Source organism: Arthrobacter sp. B055-34, assembly GCF_059090425.1.
Genome location: NZ_JBNHFQ010000004.1, coordinates 208755 through 223952 on the forward strand (window position 1 = coordinate 208755; position 15198 = coordinate 223952).

At 66.3% G+C, this 15198-nt stretch carries 13 protein-coding genes; 9 read left to right on the plus strand and 4 right to left on the minus strand.

Annotated features, from left to right (window positions below; all coding sequences use genetic code 11):
* Positions 1 to 32: 32 nt before the first annotated feature.
* Complete coding sequence (locus AC5RWO_RS09535; RefSeq protein ID WP_498731146.1) at positions 33 to 1187, plus strand: DUF6226 family protein; 1155 nt, start codon at positions 33 to 35, stop codon at positions 1185 to 1187.
* A gap of 42 nt (positions 1188 to 1229) precedes the next feature.
* Here the strand turns inward: AC5RWO_RS09535 and AC5RWO_RS09540 are convergent, their stop codons facing one another.
* Positions 1230 to 2906, minus strand: coding sequence for a glycoside hydrolase family 10-like protein (locus AC5RWO_RS09540; protein WP_498731147.1), 1677 nt, complete (start codon positions 2904 to 2906; stop codon positions 1230 to 1232).
* A gap of 102 nt (positions 2907 to 3008) precedes the next feature.
* Between AC5RWO_RS09540 and AC5RWO_RS09545 the strand changes: the two genes are divergently transcribed.
* Together AC5RWO_RS09545 and AC5RWO_RS09550 are read left to right on the plus strand one after the other, a co-directional pair.
* Positions 3009 to 3359 carry a VOC family protein gene (locus AC5RWO_RS09545; RefSeq protein ID WP_498731148.1) on the plus strand — a complete coding sequence of 117 codons (351 nt, stop codon included), beginning with the start codon at positions 3009 to 3011 and terminating at the stop codon, positions 3357 to 3359.
* A 64-nt stretch (positions 3360 to 3423) separates the two neighbouring features.
* Positions 3424 to 3651: a hypothetical protein gene (locus AC5RWO_RS09550; RefSeq protein WP_498731149.1), complete on the plus strand. Its 228-nt coding sequence runs from the start codon at positions 3424 to 3426 to the stop codon at positions 3649 to 3651.
* A gap of 18 nt (positions 3652 to 3669) precedes the next feature.
* On the opposite strand, the gene AC5RWO_RS09555 is transcribed toward AC5RWO_RS09550, so the two are convergent.
* Entirely contained in the window at positions 3670 to 4035 is a 366-nt protein-coding gene (locus AC5RWO_RS09555; RefSeq protein WP_498731150.1) for a TfoX/Sxy family protein, read from the minus strand.
* A 158-nt stretch (positions 4036 to 4193) separates the two neighbouring features.
* Here AC5RWO_RS09555 and glgX point away from each other — a divergent pair, with 158 nt between their 5' ends.
* From glgX to AC5RWO_RS09575, 4 genes are read left to right on the plus strand one after another with little or no spacing between them, the layout of a single operon-like run.
* The gene (gene glgX / locus AC5RWO_RS09560) at positions 4194 to 6383 is read left to right on the plus strand and encodes a glycogen debranching protein GlgX (protein ID WP_498731151.1); all 2190 of its coding nucleotides are present in this window, start codon (positions 4194 to 4196) and stop codon (positions 6381 to 6383) included.
* Positions 6380 to 8683, plus strand: a complete 2304-nt coding sequence (treY, locus tag AC5RWO_RS09565; RefSeq protein WP_498731152.1) for a malto-oligosyltrehalose synthase — start codon at positions 6380 to 6382, stop codon at positions 8681 to 8683. The genes glgX and treY overlap by 4 nt, the downstream gene beginning before the upstream one ends.
* The gene (gene treZ / locus AC5RWO_RS09570; RefSeq protein WP_498731153.1) at positions 8680 to 10440 is read left to right on the plus strand and encodes a malto-oligosyltrehalose trehalohydrolase; all 1761 of its coding nucleotides are present in this window, start codon (positions 8680 to 8682) and stop codon (positions 10438 to 10440) included. The genes treY and treZ overlap by 4 nt, the downstream gene beginning before the upstream one ends.
* A gap of 4 nt (positions 10441 to 10444) precedes the next feature.
* On the plus strand, positions 10445 to 12034 hold the full coding sequence (locus AC5RWO_RS09575) for an NAD(P)H-hydrate epimerase (RefSeq protein WP_498731154.1): 1590 nt from the start codon (positions 10445 to 10447) through the stop codon (positions 12032 to 12034).
* Positions 12035 to 12077: 43 nt separating this feature from the next.
* On the opposite strand, the gene AC5RWO_RS09580 is transcribed toward AC5RWO_RS09575, so the two are convergent.
* Complete coding sequence (locus tag AC5RWO_RS09580; protein ID WP_498731155.1) at positions 12078 to 12749, minus strand: helix-turn-helix transcriptional regulator; 672 nt, start codon at positions 12747 to 12749, stop codon at positions 12078 to 12080.
* Between the two features lie 91 nt (positions 12750 to 12840).
* On the opposite strand from AC5RWO_RS09580, the gene AC5RWO_RS09585 reads away from it, so the two are divergent.
* Together AC5RWO_RS09585 and mgrA are read left to right on the plus strand one after the other, a co-directional pair.
* Positions 12841 to 13251 carry a hypothetical protein gene (locus AC5RWO_RS09585; protein WP_498731156.1) on the plus strand — a complete coding sequence of 137 codons (411 nt, stop codon included), beginning with the start codon at positions 12841 to 12843 and terminating at the stop codon, positions 13249 to 13251.
* A gap of 45 nt (positions 13252 to 13296) precedes the next feature.
* On the plus strand, positions 13297 to 14334 hold the full coding sequence (gene mgrA, locus AC5RWO_RS09590) for an L-glyceraldehyde 3-phosphate reductase (protein WP_498731157.1): 1038 nt from the start codon (positions 13297 to 13299) through the stop codon (positions 14332 to 14334).
* Here mgrA and AC5RWO_RS09595 read toward each other — a convergent pair.
* Entirely contained in the window at positions 14312 to 14905 is a 594-nt protein-coding gene (locus AC5RWO_RS09595) for a hypothetical protein (RefSeq protein ID WP_498731158.1), read from the minus strand. The two genes, mgrA and AC5RWO_RS09595, sit on opposite strands and share 23 nt — an antisense overlap.
* Between the last annotated feature and the right edge of the window lie 293 nt (positions 14906 to 15198).

Below are 15198 nucleotides of genomic sequence, written 5' to 3' on the forward strand. Positions count from 1 at the left end.
CGGCAGCGGAGGCTACCGGCTAGGATCTGGTCATGGGAGACGAGGATGTTTTCGAGGGACCCGCGGTAGAACTGCCTGAACCGATGCAGCGCTCGCGGGCGCTCTACCGGCCGGAGTCCGAAGTCCAGCCGCCGGTCCGGCACGCGCGTGGGTACGCGCCGTTCCTCGCCTTCTGCAGGGAACAGGACGTGGACCCAGGGCAGCTGGCATCCGATCCGGCCCGGCTCGTGGAGTTCCTGCACTCGTCCGATGCCCGGATCGCCAATGACAGCGCGCTCGAAGCCGCGGCGGGAGTGTTCGCCGGTAACGTGCTGGCCAGCCTGAGGCCGGACGCCCAGTGGCGGACTTTCGAGGGCAGTTCACCGACTGTCGGAAACGATGACCTGCAGTTCGAGATCGAGGGCCTGCCCGCCCGGATCCGCGATGCCGATGCCGAGTGGCTGCAGGGCTTCATCTCCGTCATCCAGGAGTGGGAAAGCGAAGAGGCAGAAAACCTGCCCGCCATGCAGCTGCGGCCGGCGCAGCCGGCGCCAGGCCAACCTCCGTATATCCGGCCGGCGCTGCCTGTGCAGGAGTTCAGCTCGCCGGACGGGCAGCCCATTCCGTACGGCAGCAGGTGGGGCGAGGACGGCCCGCCGCCGGAGGCCTACAGCCTGGACAGCAATACCGAGCGCTTCGCCGGACTGCACACCGTGGCCCGCGCCCTGATCGAGCACCTTGGCGAGGTATACGACGTCGATGTGGATCCTAACCCTGAGCACGTGCCGGATCTGCTGGTGCACTCCTATGAGGTGCGGGAAGCGGTCCGTCTTCGTCCCCGCGACCCTGGCGCCGCGGTCCTGACTATCGGGTTTACCAGTTACCCCGGCGTGGTGGTGCACGCCGGGCTGCTGCACGAGTTCATTTTCCCGTCCTGCGGCTGCGACGCCTGCGACGAAACTGCCGAATCGGAAGCCGACCGGCTGGAGCGGCTGGTGCTTGCGGTCGCCGCCGGCGGCTACGGCGAGCGGTATCCGGTGGGCCGGCGCGGGTGGAGCGAATATGCGTTGACGGCGGCGGACGGTTCCTGGGAGGAAGGCGGCAGGGGAGACCCCGATGCTGCCGCAGGGATCCGGCTCCGCGAGGCTGAGCTGAAGTTGCAGGAGGTTCCGGAGGGCTGGCGTCCCTGGCCGCTGCGGATGGGTTGATGGGCAGGGCCGTCCAAGCGGCGCCTGGCGCGTCCGGCCCTCTCAGGCGCGGATAAAGATTGCCGAAGCGGCGACGGATTCGACCATCAGGTCGCTCAAGCCGACGACGACGTACCAGTACGTGCGTCCCCGCACCGCTCCGGTATCCACGAACTTCTCGGGGTTGCCGCGGCGGCGGTGGACGCGGCGCAGGGCCCCGGCCTGCGAGGGGATGAAGGCGCTGGAATCCGCTTTGGCTTCCCAGCGGTAGATGGCGTAATGCCGCGGCAGGGTCCCACTGTTGGAGCCGCGCCAAATAAGCTCGACGCCGGAGCCGTTCCAGCGCGCACTGCTGATCACAGGGGTGTAGGGACGCTGGGCGCCCAGATGGGACATGACCGGCGTCATGGCCACCCGCTTGTAGTACTTGTCCTTCACCAGGGTGATGCTGCCCAGCTTGTTGGCCCGCACGGACTTGGCCGAGAAATACACCTGGCCGCTGACCCGCGCCGTCGCCCGGCACTTGGCGGTGTGGTTGTACAACTCCCGCCGGTCCTGCCAGTCGGCGCCCTGGGCAGGATCGCCGACCTTGTAGGCAGCCTCGCCGATGTAGAGCTTGCAGCTGGTGCCGCTGACCTGGGCCGACCACCAATTGACCAGCGTGTTGTAGTCCGCAGCCGGATTGCCTTGGTGCCAGTAGAGCTGCGGCACCACATAGTCCAGCCAGCCCTGCTTCACCCAGAGCCGCGAATCGGCGAAGATGCCGTCGTAGCTCTGGAACCCGGAGGTCGCGGAGCCGCGGCTGTCCGTCGACTGGTTGCGCCAGATGCCGAACGGGCTGATGCCGAACAGCATCCGCGGCTTGGTGGCGGCGATCCTGGCGCTCAGGTCGCGGACAAAAACGTTGACGCTGCGCCGCCGGAAGTTCGCCAGGCTCTCACCGGGCAGCCGGTAGGCGTTGTAGGCGGCCGAGTCCGGAATGCTTTGACCGGTCACCGGATAGGGATAGAAGTAGTCGTCCAGATGCACGCCGTCGACGTCGTACTTCGCCACGACCTCGGCAATCACCTTGATGATGAAGCTGCGCACGGCGGGGATGCCGGGGTTGTAGTAGCGGCGGCCGCCGTAGGCGAAGGTCCAGCTGGGGTTCTTCCGCGCCGGGTGCCAGGAGATCAGGTCGGCCAGGTTCGCCGTCATGCCGGCTCGGAACGGGTTGAACCAGGCGTGCAGGTGCAGGTTCCGGGCGTGGGCCTGGCTGACCGCGTAGGCCAGCGGATCGTAGCCGGGGTTCCTGCCCTGGGTTCCGGTCAGGTAGCGGGACCACGGTTCGCCAACTTTGGACGGCCAGAAGACATCGCCGGCCGGGCGGACCTGCAGCAGCACGGCATTCAGGTTCCGGCTCCGGCCCAGGTCCAGCCAGCCGCGGAGCTCGGCCTGCTGGACGGCCGCGGTCAGACCGGAACGCGACGGCCAATCGATATTGACCACGCTCGAGAGCCAGAACCCGCGGAACTCGTGCTTCGGCGCGTCCGTGACCCGCGCGCGCTCCCGCGCGGTGATGCGGTAGACCCTGTTGAGGACCGCCGCGGCGAGGCTGACCTCAAGCGGCCGGGGACCTGCCGCCGTCACCGCCCTGGACAGGCGGCCGCCGAGCAGGCCTGCGGCGCCGAGCACGGTCAACGCCGCCGCAGTATTGAACTGCCGCCGCGAGAATGTAGACCCCAAATCGCTGCCAGTCATGGCCAGCTCACCTCGATAAAGAATGCTGCTAGCTCAACGATACGCTTGCGATCATCACCGCAACAGGGGAGTGTTGAAGACGTGTTCGAAGGAGAATGAGCCATGACAGCACCGAATGAATACGTCAGTGTCCGGTACCTCGTCGACGACGTTCAGGCCGCCGTCGACTTCTACACCGCGCACCTCGGCTTCACCGTCAACATGCAAGCACCGGCCTTTGCGGACGTGCTCCGTGGCCCGCTGCGGCTGCTGCTCTCCGGACCCGCGAGCTCCGGTGCCCGCGCCACCCCGCCGGACTACGCAGCTCCCGGAGCCAACCGCATTCACCTGATTTTTGAGGACCTCGACGCCGAGATCGAGCGGCTGCGCAGCGCCGGCTTGTCTTTCCACACCGAGGTGGTGACCGGGCCCGGCGGGCGCCAAATCCTGCTCGCCGACCCGCGGGAAACCTGATCGAACTGTTCGAATCCGGCCAGCGGCCCTGACCTGAGCAAACGACTATCGAAAGGCACGCCTCATGACGACCAAGATTTCCAAGGGCATCGCCACCCTGGTGGCGCTGTGCGCACTGCTCCTGACCGGTTGTGACAACCCGAACGAGGACGAGGGAAACAACCAGGACATCCAGCAGGAACAGAACGAGAACAATGGCGAGGAGCAAGAGAACGACGGCGGCGGTGAAGAAGGCGGCAACGAACAGGGCGGCCAAGAAGGCGGCCAAGAAGGCGGCGAAGCCGACGACTAGCCGATAGCTTCCCGAACGTCACTCGGGCCCGAGGCTTTTCACATAGGCATACGCTTCATCGACAGCGCGGGACCAGCACTGCTCGGTTTCCTGCGGATCTTCCCAGACTGCAGGGTAGGCCACCCATTCCTTCATGGTCCGCGTCCCCATGGTGACCGGCTCTGCTTCCCCGGCCGCAACGGCCGCCTCCGCCCGGTGCCGCGGGATCTTCACGATCAGCCGGTCGGCGCCGCCCAGGAAGGCGAAGACCTTTTCGCCCACTTTCATGCCGGGGCTGCGGAACATAGTGCCGCGTTCGACCAGAGGGTCCTCGGAAAACCGCAGCGCGAGTTTATCCAGGAGCGCAAGCGAGGCCTCGTTGCCGGACCGGTGCTGGTCCGTCATGATCCGGCGCTCCTTTCTGCATCTTTCCAGTATCGGCGAGCATCGAGCGATAGCCGCTTCCCGCCGTCGTAATTCGTCCGATGTTCCCGAATCATCATCAAACTGTCTTTCGCATACTGTATGAAAGATACAAGAGCGTCTAGCGTCAGGAGCAGTACATGGAAGTTTGGCCCGGAGAAGCCTATCCGCTGGGTGCCACCTATGACGGCAATGGAACGAACTTTGCCTTGTTCAGTGAAGCAGGCGAGCGGGTTTACCTCTGCCTGTTTGACGACGATGGCGAGGAAACCAGGCTTGAACTTAAGGATGTGGACGGCTACGTCTGGCATTGCTACCTTCCGCATGTTTTGCCAGGCCAGAAGTACGGTTTCCGTGTTGACGGACCGTATGATCCGGCGAACGGGCAGCGCTGCAACGTCAACAAGCTGCTGCTGGACCCGTACGCCAAGGCCGTGCACGGGGAGATCGACTGGGACCAGTCGCTGTTCGGCTACAACTTCGGCGACGAGAACTCGCGCAACGACGAGGACTCCGCCGAGCACATGATGATGGGCGTGGTGGTCAGCCCGTTCTTCGACTGGGACGGGGACCGCAAGCCGCGCATTCCTTACCACCGTTCGGTCATTTACGAGGCGCATGTGAAGGGCCTGACGCAGCTGCACCCGGACATCCCCGAGGAGCAGCGCGGGACCTATGCCGCCATTGCGCATCCGTCGGTGATCGCGCACCTGCAGAAGCTGGGCGTCACCGCGATCGAGCTGATGCCGGTGCATCAGTTCGTCAACGACAGCACGCTGCAGGAGAAGGGGCTGTCCAACTACTGGGGCTACAACACCATCGGCTTCTTCGCCCCGCAGAACACGTACTGCTCCACCGGGGACGCCGGGCAGCAGGTCCAGGAGTTCAAGGCCATGGTGCGCGAGCTGCATCTGGCCGGCATCGAGGTCATCCTGGACGTGGTCTACAACCACACCGCCGAGGGCAACCACATGGGCCCCACGCTGTCCTTCCGGGGCATCGACAACTCCGCGTACTACCGCCTCATGGAAGATGAGAAGCAGTACTACATGGACTACACCGGCACCGGCAACTCGCTCAACGTGCGCCACCCGCACTCGCTGCAGCTGCTGATGGACTCGTTGCGGTACTGGGCCACCGAGATGCACGTGGACGGTTTCCGGTTCGACCTGGCCTCCACCCTGGCGCGCGAGTTCTACGACGTGGACCGGCTGTCCACCTTCTTCGAACTCTGCCAGCAGGACCCGGTGGTTTCGCAGAGCAAGCTCATTGCGGAGCCGTGGGACGTTGGCCCCGGCGGCTACCAGGTGGGCAACTTCCCGCCGCTGTGGACGGAGTGGAACGGGCTCTACCGGGACACTGTCCGGGACTTCTGGCGCGGCGAGCCCTCCACCCTGGGTGAATTCGCCTCCCGCATCACCGGCTCGGCGGATCTGTACGAGAGTTCCGGCCGCCGCCCCGTCGCGTCGATCAACTTCGTCACCGCCCATGACGGCTTCACGTTGCGGGACCTGGTCTCCTACAACGAGAAGCACAATGAGGCCAACGGCGAAGACAATAACGACGGCGAATCCCACAACCGCTCGTGGAACTGCGGTGTAGAGGGGGACACAGACGATGCGAAGGTGCAGGGCCTGCGCGCCCGGCAGCAGCGGAACTTCCTGGCCACCCTGCTGCTGAGCCAGGGTGTGCCGATGATTGCGCATGGCGACGAGCTGGGCCGCACCCAGCGGGGCAATAACAACGTGTACTGCCAGGACTCCGAACTGTCCTGGGTGGACTGGGACAAGGTGGACCAGCCGCTGCTCGAGTTCGTCGCCGCGGTGAACAAGCTGCGCACCGAGCATCCTACGTTCCGCCGTCGCCGTTTCTTTGACGGGCGGCCCGTGCGCCGGGGCGAGGGCGAGGCGCTGCCGGACATTGTCTGGCTGACCGCGGACGGAACGCTGATGGAGCCCGAGGACTGGGACGCGGCGCTGGGCCGGTGCATCGGCGTCTTCCTTAACGGCCAGGGGATCCAAGGCCGCGACGAGCGCGGGCAGCGGATCACGGACGAGAACTTCCTGATCTACTTCAACGCGGACGACAATGATGTGGAGTTCGTCCTGCCGCCGAAGGAGTACTCGGAAAAGTGGGACGAGGTTATTGACACCGCCGGTAAGTACGCCGACTCCGCCCCGATTGCGGCAGGCAAGAAGATGACGGTGCAGGCCAAGGCGATGGTGGTGCTGCGCGCGCACACCCCGCCCGTCGAAGAGCCGGACCATTCCGTGGCGGCGTCGCTGGCAGCCATGGCGGATGCCAAGGGCACTGGCAAGGGGGCCGCGTGAAAACGCCGCTCTCCACCTACCGGCTGCAGATCCGTGAGTCCTTCAACCTGTTCGACGCCGCGCGGCTGGTGCCGTATCTGCGCGAACTCGGGGCGGACTGGGTGTACCTCTCGCCGATCCTCACCGCGGAGCCCGGTTCGGACCATGGGTACGACGTCGTCGACTTCACCGTGGTGGACCCGGCGCGGGGCGGGGCCGAGGGGCTGAAGGCGCTCTCCGAGGCCGCGCATGCGGCCGGGATGGGCGTGCTGGTGGACATCGTACCCAACCACATGGGCGTGGCCACGCCGGTGAACAACCGCTGGTGGTGGTCGCTGCTGGCCGAGGGGCGCGGCTCACGGTATGCGGAGGCGTTCGACGTCGATTGGGACGCCGCGGGCGGGAAGCTCCGGCTGCCGGTCCTGGGCGACGGCGGCGCGGAGCTGGACGTCTTGGAGCTGGTGGACGGCGAACTGCGCTACTACGAAAACCGGTTCCCCGTCGCCGCGGGAACGGCCGATGACGGCGCCGATGCCCGGACGGTTCATGAGCGACAGCACTACCAGCTGGTGAACTGGCGCCGGGCGGACAGCGAGCTGAACTACCGCCGGTTCTTCGGCGTGAACTCGCTCGCCGGGGTGCGCGTGGAAGTGCCGTGGGTGTTCGAGGAATCGCACGCTGAAATCAGGCGCTGGTTCACGGAGGGCCTGGTGGACGGGCTGCGCATCGACCATCCGGACGGCCTCGCGGATCCCGGCGGCTACCTACGCCAGCTGCACGAGCTGACCGGCGGCGCGTATGTGCTGGTGGAGAAGATTCTGGAACCGGGGGAGAGCCTGCCTGCGGGCTGGTTCTGCCACGGCACCACCGGATACGACGCGCTCGCGGACGTGGACCGGCTGTTCGTGGACCCGGAGGGCCGTGAGCAGCTGACCGATGTGGCCCCGGTGGAGCCCTACCGGCACATGATCCACGACACCAAGCGCGCCATTGCAGACGGCATCCTGCGCTCCGAGGTGCTCCGGCTGACCCGGCTCATCCCTGCGGAAGCGGATCTGGAGCAGGACATTGCGGCGGACGCGCTCGCCGAACTGCTGGCCTGCTTCCCGGTCTACCGCAGCTACCTGCCGCAGGGCGCGGAGTACCTGGAGGAAGCGGTGATCGCCGCGCAGGTCCGCCGCCCGGACCTGGCCGAAACGATCACCGCCCTGCAGCCGCTGCTGAATCCTGAAGGCGGGCTGACGGCGCTGGCCGTCCGTTTCCAGCAGACCTCGGGCATGGTGATGGCCAAGGGGGTAGAGGACACCGCGTTCTACCGCTACTCCCGGCTGACCTCGCTGAACGAGGTCGGCGCGGACCCCTCCATCTTTGCCATCGAGCCGTTCGATCTGCACACCAAGCTGGTCCGCCGGCAGCTGGAACAACCGCTGGGCATGACCGCGCTGAGCACGCATGACACCAAGCGCAGCGAGGACACCCGCGCCCGGATCAGCGTCCTCTCCGAGATGGCCGGCGAGTGGTCCGGGAAGTTCGCGGAGCTGGATGCGGCCGCGCCGCTGGGTGACGTGCCGTTCGCGGACCTGCTGTGGCAGGCGGCCCTGGGCGCGTGGCCGTTCAGCCGCAAGCGTGCCCACGCCTACGCGGAGAAGGCTGCGCGGGAAGCGGGAAACAGCACCTCCTGGCTGGATCCGGACGAGCAGTTCGAAGAACAGCTGCATGCCGCCGTGGATGCCGCCTTCGACAACCCTGAAGTCAACCGGATCCTGAGCACGCTGGCGGAAGAGACCAAGCTGCCCGGCTGGACCAACTCGCTCTCGGCCAAGCTGGTGCAGCTGACCATGCCCGGCGTTCCGGATGTCTACCAAGGCACCGAGTTCTGGGACCATTCGCTGGTGGATCCGGACAACCGGCGGCCGGTGGACTTCGACGCCCGGCACAAGGCCCTCGCCCGGCTCGGCGAGGGGACGGTTCCGGCCATCGACGAGGGCGCCCAGGCCAAGATGCTGGTGGTGGCCCGGGCTTTGCGGCTGCGCCGCGACCGGCCGGACCTGTTCACCGGTTACGAAGCGGTCAACGCCGAGGGCGCTGCCGCGGAGCATGTCTTCGGTTTCGACCGCGGCGGAGCCATCACGCTAGTCACCCGATTGCCGCTGGGACTGCAGCGCGGCGGCGGATGGCGGGACACCGCCGTCGTTATTCCGGCCGGACGCTACCAGGACGTGCTCACCGGGCTGGTCTTCAGCAGCGCCGGGTCGCTCCCGGTGGGTGACGTCTTCGCCGGCCTGCCCGTGGCCCTGCTGGTCAAGGAGGAAGAACAGTGAGTACCGGATTTGCCCCAGCGCGCTTTGACGTCTGGGCTCCGCTGGCCAAAACCGTCGAGTTGAAGGCCGCCGGACAACTGCTGTCCATGGTTCAGAGCCAGGGCGGCTGGTGGTCGCTGGCCGATCCGGCAGCGGCGCCCGCGGGGGAGACGGATTACGGTTACCTGCTGGACGAGGAAACCACGCCGCTGCCGGATCCGCGTTCGCGCCGCCAGCCGGACGGAGTGCACGGGCTGTCCCGCACGTTCGACGCCGGCACCCACCAGTGGACGGATGGCGGCTGGCAGTCACCGGGACTGAACGGCGGCGTGATCTACGAGCTGCACCTGGGCACCTTCACCCCGGAGGGGACACTGGATGCCGCCGCTGCCAAGCTGGACTACCTCGCCGGGCTCGGCATCGACTTCGTGGAGCTGCTGCCGGTCAACGCGTTCAACGGCACGCACAACTGGGGCTACGACGGCGTGCACTGGTACGCCGTGCAGGAAACCTACGGCGGTCCCGCGGCGTACCAGCGGTTCGTGGACGCCGCGCACCGCCACGGCATCGGCGTGATCCAGGACGTGGTCTACAACCATCTGGGCCCCAGCGGGAACTACCTGCCGCGCTTCGGCCCCTACCTCAGCGCTGCCGGCGGCAACAGCTGGGGCGACTCGGTGAACCTGGACGGACCGGATTCGGACGAGGTCCGCCGCTACATCCTCGACAACGTGCTGATGTGGTTCCGCGACTACCATGTGGACGGGCTGCGGCTGGATGCCGTCCACGCGCTGCAGGACGAGCGCGCGGTCCACATCCTCGAGGAGTTCTCGGCCGCCACGGATGAATGTTCGCGGGAGCTGGACAAGCCGTTGTTCCTGATCGCGGAATCGGACCTGAACAACCCGCGGCTGCTGGAGTCCCGGAACGTCAACGGCTACGGGCTCACCGGGCAGTGGAGCGACGATTTCCACCATGCCGTGCACGTGAACCTGACCGGCGAAACCGCCGGCTACTACGCGGACTTCGAGGGCCTGGACGTGCTGGCGAAGGTGCTCACGGAAGGCTTCTTCCACAACGGCACCTACTCCTCTTTCCGGCACCGCCACCACGGCCGGCCGATCAACAAGGAACGGGTGAACGCGCGCCAGCTCGTGGTCTGCACGCAGAACCATGACCAGATCGGCAACCGCGCGGCGGGGGACCGGCTGACAGGAACGCTGGGCTATGGCCGGCTGGCGATGGCCGCCGTGCTGAACCTGACGTCGCCGTTCACGCCCATGCTCTTTATGGGCGAGGAGTTCGCCGCGTCCACCCCCTGGCAGTTCTTCACCTCCCATCCCGAGCCGGAACTGGGCGAGGCCACGTCGGCCGGCCGGCTCCGGGAGTTCGAACGGATGGGCTGGGACCCGGATCTCGTGCCGGACCCGCAGGCCGAATCCACGTTCACCAACTCCAAGCTGGACTGGTCCGAGCCGGAGCGCGGGGACCACGCCCGGCTGCTTGCCCTCTACAAGGACCTGATTGCGCTGCGCCGGCAGACCCCGGAACTTACGGACCCGGATTTCGCCTCGGTCCATGTGGAGTTCGACCAGGAACACGGCTGGTTCATACTGCGCCGCGGCCGGATCAGCGTGTGCTTCAACTTCGCGGACCGGACCTGCACCGTGGATGCGGGCAACGGCCGGCTGCTGCTGGCCACCGCGGACGATACGAAGCTCGACGGTGTGCTGACGCTGCCGGGCAACTCCGCCGCGATCATCCGCGGGCAGGGCTAGGAGCATGATCAGCGCCTGGGCCGGTCGCCAGATCCGCGCCGCCGAGCAGCCGCTGCTCGACGCCGGACAGGGCGACCGGCTCATGGCCACGGCCGCCCACGGCCTGGCCAACGCCGTGGTCCGCGCAGTACAGGAAACCCGCGGACGCACCTACGGCGCGCGGCTGGTGGTGATCGTCGGCAGCGGCAACAACGGGGGAGATGCGCTCTTCGCCGCGGCGACACTTGCGCGTAGGGGAATGAGTACGACGGCGGTGCTCACCTCGGCGCGCAGCCACCCGCAGGCGCTGGCCGCGTTTGAGAAAGCCGGCGGGACCGTGCTGCGGTTAGCCGCTGGCGGCGACGCTACCGGCGGGGGTGCCTATGTTTCCGCCGCTGCGGCAGCCGGTCCCTTCGTCACCCCGGACAAAGCTGCGGCCATGTGCTCCCGTGCGGATGCGCTGATTGACGGGATTCTCGGAACCGGTGCCTCCGGCGGCCTGCGCAGTCCGGCGAAGGATCTGGTGGAGAACATTATTGCGCTGGATGCGCCGGCACTTACCGTCGCCTGTGACCTGCCCAGCGGAGTCTCCGCCGATACCGGGGAAGTCTTCGGGCCTGTCCTGCCGGCCGATCTCACCGTGACTTTCGGCGGAGCCAAAGCCGGACTGCTCACGGATCCCGCCGCCGGGCTCGCAGGCAGACTCCTGACCATAGACATCGGCCTCGGTCCGCATCTCCCGGCACCGGAACTTCGGCGGCTGGAACCGTCGGATCTGGCTGACTGGTGGCCGGTGCCGCAGAGAATCAGTCACAAGTACACGCGCGGTGTACTCGGCATTGTCGCCGGGTCGGCCCAGTATCCGGGAGCGGCACTGCTGTGTACGCAGGCGGCCGCGGCCACCGGTGTGGGCATGGTCCGCTACCTGGGGCCGCAGGAGATCTGCCGGCTGGTCAACCTCGCGACGCCGGAAGCTGTCTGCAGCCAAGGCACTGTGGGGGAGAACCGCGTGCAGGCCTGGCTGGTGGGGCCGGGGGCCACCGGGGACCAGGACCAGCAGGCGCGCGTCCGCGATGCGCTCGCTTCCGGGCTGCCGGTGGTGGCGGACGCCGGCGCGCTGGAAAACTTGCCCGCCGATCTGGGCCCGCAGGTCATCCTGACGCCGCACGCCGGCGAACTCGTCCGTATTCTTGCCGAGCAGGACGTGGAGGTGACGCGCGAGCAGGTGGAGGCATCGCCGTCGGACTTTGCACGCCTTGCCGCCGGATTGACCGGCGCCACCGTGCTGCTCAAGGGCGCAGCCACCGTCATTTCTTCACCATCCGGTGCCCTCTTTACCCAGGACAACGCCACGCACTGGCTGGCGACGGCAGGCTCCGGGGACACGCTCGCCGGGATCCTCGGCGCGCTCGCCGCCACAGTCCAGCACGACCTCCTGGCCGAAGCAGGCCTTGCGGAGCCGGACCATTGGGCGGCGGTGGCTGCCATGGCCGCCGCTGTGCATGGGATTGCCGGAACCGAGGCCGCTGCCGGGGGACCCGTCGCCGCGTCAGACATCAGTCGGGCCGTGCCCGAAACCGTGCGGACGCTGCTGGAACTCCGTCAGGACGGCTGAAGCTCCCACCTGGCGGCTGTACCTCAGGCGGAGTTGCGGGGATTCAGGCGGGATCGGGCGGCAGGATCCTGACGCAGCAGCGCCCGGGCGCAGGATCCAGCACCGCGGTGCAGCCCGGAGGTCCGGTCTTGCCGGTCACCGCCGACAGCAGATCCAGATTCAGCCCGCAGATGGTGGCCGTGTGGCGTTGCGACAGGCGGTGGAACGGACAGTTCTGCAGGACGATGCTGCCGTCCGCTTCCGTCTCGGGCTTGAACCCGTACTTCTCCAGGGCCTGCTCCAAGCTGTCCGCGTCCTTGCCGATGGAGTTCCCGGCCTCGGCGGCCACCCGCCGCAGGGACTCGTCCACCGGCGTTCCGGTGCGGTGCGAATTCTCGACGGCGGCCGCGAGGAGTTCGGCGGCCAGATCGTAGTGGCGCTGGGGCAGGCTGACCGAGACTTCCCGGACCGCCGGGGCATACAGTTTCGTCGGCCGGCCGGACCCGGGTCCGCTACGCCCGGTAAGCCGCCGGTAACTGACAGTCAGCAGTTCTTCCCGCGCCAACCGGTCCAGATGGAAGGCCGCCGTGCCGCGCACCATGCCCAGGGCGCCGGCGACGTCGTCCCGGCTCACCGGCCCCTCCGCTTCGAGGATGTATTCGTAGACACCACGCCGGGAGGAATCCGCTAAAGCGGCAACTGCGCTGACCAAATCGGACTCCGTGCGTGCTTTCATACCTGTGATTTTACTCTAAAAACAACAACCATTGACATAACAGCTCGCTCTTTCTAAAGTCAAGTATTACTACTTTTAGAAAGGAACGGTCATGGTCACCCACCAGCCCCGCCTAGCAGACCGCCCCGGTCTGCGCAGCCACACGCACCAGGCCTTTTTGCTGCTGCGTACCGTCTTTACCATCGCGCCGATTCTCTTCGGCCTCGATAAGTTCTTCAACGTGATGGTCGACTGGACCACCTACCTGGCCCCCATCGCGACCGGCATCATCCCGGTTTCTCCGCAAGCATTCATGTATGCCGTCGGCGTTATAGAGATCCTCGCCGGCATTCTCGTGGCATGGAAGCCGCGGATCGGCTCGCTGGTCGTCGCTGCCTGGCTCGCCGGCATCATCATCAACCTGCTGCTGGTACCCGGCTACTTCGACGTCGCCCTGCGTGATTTCGGACTCCTCGTCGGGGCTCTGGCCCTTAACCGCCTGTCGTCTGACGATAAGCACTGAAGTTTCGATTTGAAAGCGACCGGAGGGTAAACGCATGATGGACGAATGACGTTTGAGGCTGCGGGCAACCGCTACGAGAAGATTCCATACCGCCGGGTAGGACGCAGTGGACTGCGGCTCCCGGCGGTTTCTCTGGGCCTGTGGCACAACTTCGGGGACGACAAGCCGTTCGAAACCCAGCGTGCCATCCTGCGCCGCGCCTTCGATTTGGGTGTCACTCACTTCGACCTCGCCAACAACTACGGGCCGCCGGCCGGCAGCGCCGAGACCAATTTCGGCCGGCACATGCGCGAGGACTTCCTGCCGTACCGTGATGAACTCATCATCTCCACCAAGGCCGGCTACCTGATGTGGCCGGGCCCGTACGGCGAATGGGGATCGCGGAAGTACCTGCTCTCCAGCCTCGACCAGTCGCTGAAGCGGATGGAACTGGACTACGTCGACATCTTCTACAGCCATCGACCGGATCCCCAGACCCCGCTTGAAGAGACCATGGGTGCCCTGGACCAGGCCGTCCGCTCGGGCAAGGCGCTGTACGCCGGCATCTCCTCCTACACACCGGAGCAGACCCGCGACGCCGCACGGATCATGCGCAAACTTGGCACGCCGTTGCTGATCCACCAGCCGTCCTACTCCATGCTCAACCGCTGGGTCGAAGACGGCAGCCCTAACCTGCTCGAAGTCCTCGAAGAAGAGGGCCTCGGTTCCATCGCTTTCTCCCCGCTGGCGCAGGGCCTGCTGACCGACCGCTACCTCGGCGGGATCCCGCACGACTCGCGGGTGGCGCAGAACAAGTCCTTCGCGGCGGACTGGCTGAATGAAGACCGGCTTGCACGTGTCCGTGCCTTGAACCAGATCGCCGCCGGCCGCGGCCAGTCCTTGGCCCAGCTCGCCATCGCCTGGGTGCTCCGTGAGCAGCGCAAGGGCGGCCAGGTCACCTCGGCGCTCATCGGCGCTTCCAGCGTGAATCAGCTCGAGGACAATCTCGCCGCCGTCGGGAACCTGGACTTCTCCCTGGAGGAGATCGACATGATCGACCAGTATGCGGTGGAATCCGGCATTAACCTCTGGGCCCAGCAGTAGCGTCAGGTACGGCGGTCCCGGCCTTCCCTGGACCGGAATCGTCGGAGCCAGAACCATCCCGCGGCGGGCGCAGCAGGAACGTATACTTGTCCAGCAACTGAGCCAGCAGATCCAAGGCCTCATCTACGTCCGACGGCGTTGGCATGGTTGAGTGCGGGTCAAGCTGGGCATGGGTCACATGCTGGTCTACATAGAACTTGATCCCGGCGGTCTTCTCGGTCAGCGCGGCCAGATCCGCGCGCGGCACCGCAGGATTCAGATGCCCGAAGTCCAGCGTGTCTGCCTCTGCCTTGAAAGCAAGATCCAGTTCACGACGGCGCTCCCCGGCCGAGTCGCCGAGGAACCATTCAGCGGCCAACAACTTAGGCTCCTCCGCCATCTTCTGCAGGAGCCGCTTGAACGAGCCGGTCCGGCGGTCGCCGTCGACCATCCGCCGAATTCCCAGTGCTGCATCGCGGTAGTAGAGCGAGGACAGCCAGCTTTGCCTGTCAGGTGAAACTGCAGCACTGCCCCAGCCATCGGCACTCGGGAGGCGCCTGGCGGCCTCCTGCTCTGTAGTACGTCCAGTCATTCTCAACCACGTGCGCCGGTTTTCCAACAGTTCTGTGATCTCAGCGGTGATTCGCTCCAGCAAGATAAACCAGTCGGCAGGAGGCTGTCGGGGTGCAGGCTGCCCTTTTTCCTTCTCCCTGCCGTGTAGTGATGCCATGTAACCATCGTGTCAGTTCGCATTGGCGGTGAGCCAGGGAGCAGCAGTGTCCGCAGCGGACTCATCCCATCGCACGTCTGCCGACTTGAATCTCAATCTGGGACCGTAACACTCCTAGTACGGTCACTCGATAAATGACGTGTCGCATAGTCTTC

What these genes read in the sequence shown, in the direction of transcription:
- AC5RWO_RS09535 (WP_498731146.1), top strand. Translation starts at nt 33, where the DNA reads ATGGGAGACGAGGATGTTTTCGAGGGACCCGCGGTAGAACTGCCTGAA.
- AC5RWO_RS09540 (WP_498731147.1), bottom strand. Translation starts at nt 2,906, where the DNA reads ATGACTGGCAGCGATTTGGGGTCTACATTCTCGCGGCGGCAGTTCAAT.
- AC5RWO_RS09545 (WP_498731148.1), top strand. Translation starts at nt 3,009, where the DNA reads ATGACAGCACCGAATGAATACGTCAGTGTCCGGTACCTCGTCGACGAC.
- AC5RWO_RS09550 (WP_498731149.1), top strand. Translation starts at nt 3,424, where the DNA reads ATGACGACCAAGATTTCCAAGGGCATCGCCACCCTGGTGGCGCTGTGC.
- AC5RWO_RS09555 (WP_498731150.1), bottom strand. Translation starts at nt 4,035, where the DNA reads ATGACGGACCAGCACCGGTCCGGCAACGAGGCCTCGCTTGCGCTCCTG.
- glgX (WP_498731151.1), top strand. Translation starts at nt 4,194, where the DNA reads ATGGAAGTTTGGCCCGGAGAAGCCTATCCGCTGGGTGCCACCTATGAC.
- AC5RWO_RS09575 (WP_498731154.1), top strand. Translation starts at nt 10,445, where the DNA reads ATGATCAGCGCCTGGGCCGGTCGCCAGATCCGCGCCGCCGAGCAGCCG.
- AC5RWO_RS09580 (WP_498731155.1), bottom strand. Translation starts at nt 12,749, where the DNA reads ATGAAAGCACGCACGGAGTCCGATTTGGTCAGCGCAGTTGCCGCTTTA.
- AC5RWO_RS09585 (WP_498731156.1), top strand. Translation starts at nt 12,841, where the DNA reads ATGGTCACCCACCAGCCCCGCCTAGCAGACCGCCCCGGTCTGCGCAGC.
- mgrA (WP_498731157.1), top strand. Translation starts at nt 13,297, where the DNA reads ATGACGTTTGAGGCTGCGGGCAACCGCTACGAGAAGATTCCATACCGC.
- AC5RWO_RS09595 (WP_498731158.1), bottom strand. Translation starts at nt 14,905, where the DNA reads ATGACTGGACGTACTACAGAGCAGGAGGCCGCCAGGCGCCTCCCGAGT.